This is a genomic window from Ilyobacter sp. (assembly GCF_041583315.1).
Classification (GTDB): domain Bacteria; phylum Fusobacteriota; class Fusobacteriia; order Fusobacteriales; family Fusobacteriaceae; genus Ilyobacter.
This window is the reverse complement of record NZ_JBFHGC010000374.1, coordinates 1-2,901: the sequence shown is the minus strand read 5'-3', so window position 1 is coordinate 2,901 and position 2,901 is coordinate 1. Positions and strand designations below refer to the sequence as shown.

Annotated in this window: 3 protein-coding genes and 1 pseudogene; 1 reads left to right on the top strand and 3 read right to left on the bottom strand. The window is 36.1% G+C overall.

What is annotated here, in order from left to right; all coding sequences use genetic code 11:
- Positions 1–932, bottom strand: a pseudogene (locus ABZA26_RS11625) (hydroxylamine reductase); the annotation flags it as partial.
- Between the two features lie 23 nt (positions 933–955).
- The gene (locus tag ABZA26_RS11620) at positions 956–1,135 is read right to left on the bottom strand and encodes an indolepyruvate ferredoxin oxidoreductase subunit alpha (RefSeq protein WP_372714688.1); all 180 of its coding nucleotides are present in this window, start codon (positions 1,133–1,135) and stop codon (positions 956–958) included.
- A 291-nt stretch (positions 1,136–1,426) separates the two neighbouring features.
- On the opposite strand from ABZA26_RS11620, the gene ABZA26_RS11615 reads away from it, so the two are divergent.
- The gene (locus tag ABZA26_RS11615) at positions 1,427–2,089 is read left to right on the top strand and encodes a class I SAM-dependent methyltransferase (RefSeq protein ID WP_372714687.1); all 663 of its coding nucleotides are present in this window, start codon (positions 1,427–1,429) and stop codon (positions 2,087–2,089) included.
- Positions 2,090–2,360: 271 nt separating this feature from the next.
- Here ABZA26_RS11615 and ABZA26_RS11610 read toward each other — a convergent pair whose 3' ends face one another.
- Entirely contained in the window at positions 2,361–2,744 is a 384-nt protein-coding gene (locus ABZA26_RS11610; protein WP_372714686.1) for a RidA family protein, read from the bottom strand.
- Positions 2,745–2,901: the final 157 nt, after the last annotated feature.

Sequence of the window (2,901 nt, the reverse complement as noted above, 5' to 3'; positions counted from 1 at the left end):
TGATGCCACCATGAACCACCATAGTTTCCTACAAAGTGGTCATATTTTTTTAATTTAGGGTAGTAGTTAGCTGGAAGCATTTCTGAGTGAGTATAAATATCTACTCCAGAGTCCTTTGTCTGTTCTAGAAGCTGCTCCATATCCTTAAGGTCATGACCTGAAATGAGTATTCCGGGATTTTTACCGACCCCTATATTTACCTTGGTTATTTCTGGATTTCCATAAGTTTCCGTATTTGCCTTATCAAGAAGAGCCATTGCCTCAACACCATATTTCCCAGTTTCTAGAGTCATAGCTATCAACTCATCTACTGTTATCTCAGGATCATCAGCTGCAAGAAGAGCTTTTTCCATAAATTTAACTATCTCTCTGTTTTTATATCCCAAGTGAAAAGCATGCTCAGTGTATGCTGCCATACCTTTTAGTCCGTATGTTATCATCTCTTTTAAAGATCTTTCATCTTCATTCGCTGTTCTCATTACACCAGACTTGTCAGCAATTTCCCCGAAAAGTTTTTTATCATCTGCATAATCAGAAGCAGAATCTAATAGTTTACTGAATTTATCATTTTCACACGAACATTCTCTTTTTCTTTTAAAAAGTTTCATGAGTCCTTTAGGATTTTTATCTTCACAGATTTTTTTTAGTTTGTCTCTGAGTTTTACACCTTCCATAATCTGTTTATGTAAAATATCATCATCAAAATTTGAGTTGGTTATCATCATAAATAACGAATTAATTATGAAGTAATCCACATCTTCACCTATATCATCACTTTCTCTCAATACTGAGCTATAGAGTGCAACACCTTTCACTGCATGAAGCAGAACATCCTGTAATTTTGCTTCTTCAGGAGTCTTTCCACATACTCCTCTTATGGTACACCCTTTCCCTGACGCAGCTTCCTGGCACTGATAACAGAACATTGACATAATTCTTTACCTCCTCAAATTTTTTATTCAACTGAAGCAATACATTCTACCGGACATACCCCTGCGCAAGCTCCACAATCAATACATGTAGCCTCATCGATTTTTCTTTTTCCGCCTTCTATCTCAGAGATACACTCTACCGGACATACTGGCTGACATGCACCACAAGATATACATTCATTTTCATTGATTCTATAAGCCATATTCCAACCTCCTTATTTTATTACCTCTCCGTAATCTTATACTGAATTTAACTTTAAATCCTTTAATTAATTACTGAGTCAAGAAACTCTTTCCAAAGTAATTCGTTGTCATCAAAGGTTGTATTATCGGTTAATATATTTACATTATTGATCTTTTAAAAGGAAAATTTTTAAATTTATAGAAATATATTTGAGGCTTAAAGTATAAACAGCAATTACTTTCCCCAATGTGATTGACCCTGAAATTAGCCATGTTCTATTTATTGCATTAAATACAGGAGGTAAAAAAGCATGAAAAAGTTTGATCCTATTGCATATAAAAAAATGGTCAAATCTTACCAAGACCAAGATAAACCTACTGATTGGTTTGATAGTATTTATACCGATGCAGAAGGAGATTATAGAGATGTTTTCTGGGCAGATCTTGAACCTAACCCTTATCTTTTAAAATGGTTAAAAAATTGTACTTTTAAACATACAGGACGTAAGGCAATTGTTATTGGTTGTGGAGTCGGCGATGATGCAGAAGCTTTGAGCAAAGCTGGATATGAGGTGACTGCTTTTGATATCTCTCCTGAGGCAATACGTCTTTGCAAAAAACGTTATTCAGATACCAAAGTAAAATATCTTATAGCAGATCTTTTTGATTACCCGTCACAATGGTTTGAAAGTTTTGATCTTGTCTACGAGTGTAATACCATTCAAGTCTTACCAGGTAAGTACAGAGTCCAGGCAAGAGATGCGATGATATCTCTACTGGCACCGCAAGGATATATTCTTGTCTCATGTAGAAGTCGTCTAAAGGGAGAACAGGAAGATGATATTCCACTTCCACTTGATAAAGAAGAAATAGATGGCTTTATACGAGGTGGTCTAAGCGAAGAGAGTTTTGAAGCCTATGATGATAACCAAGAACCACCTGTCCCTCATTTCTTTGCTGTTTACAAGAAGTAAGCAAGCGCGGTAGTTTTAGTTGCACCCGCTTTTATTTGTTACATAAGTCTGTTATTTTGTTATCCCTAGCTGGGTATTTCTTGGCATTGTTATTAAAGATAGAGCTTGCTCCGTCTCAAATTTGAAATCCCATGTATTTCATACTCATATAATTAATTTCCTACTGTATTGAATTTTTTATTAAAAAAAAGTCTTCCCCAGTTAATAGATCGTACGTCCAATAACCAGGAAGACCATATTTAATTTATACTAAATTTTTTAAAATCATCAACTATCTTCCCACATAGGCGATTACTTCGATTTCCACTCTTACATCTAGGGGTAATCTAGCTACCTCTACACAAGCCCTAGCCGGTTTGTTGTCACTAAAGTACTCAGAGTATACTTCATTGATCGCCTTAAATTCATTCATATCTTTGATAAAGACTCCTGCTTTCACCACGTCATTTAGAGAGGCTCCGGCTTCTTCTAAGATAGCCTTTACATTTTCTAGTGACTGTCTTGTCTGCTCACGGATATCCTCAGATACCAGAGTCATTGTCTCTGGTACAAATGGAATTTGACCTGATACAAATATCATATCTCCTGCTCTCATGGCCTGTGAATATGGTCCTACTGCTGCCGGTGCATTTTCAGTAAATATCGTTTTATTCATTATTTTTCTCCTTTTGTATTTGAGATTTCTGCTATTTTTTATATGCCGTTCTTTTGAGAGGCAGTTCTGTTCTGAACTCACCGTCAAATTTATAATAAGCTCCCTGTACTGCTGGTGCTGTGGGAATCACCACTATTTCCCCAACTCCCTTGGCACC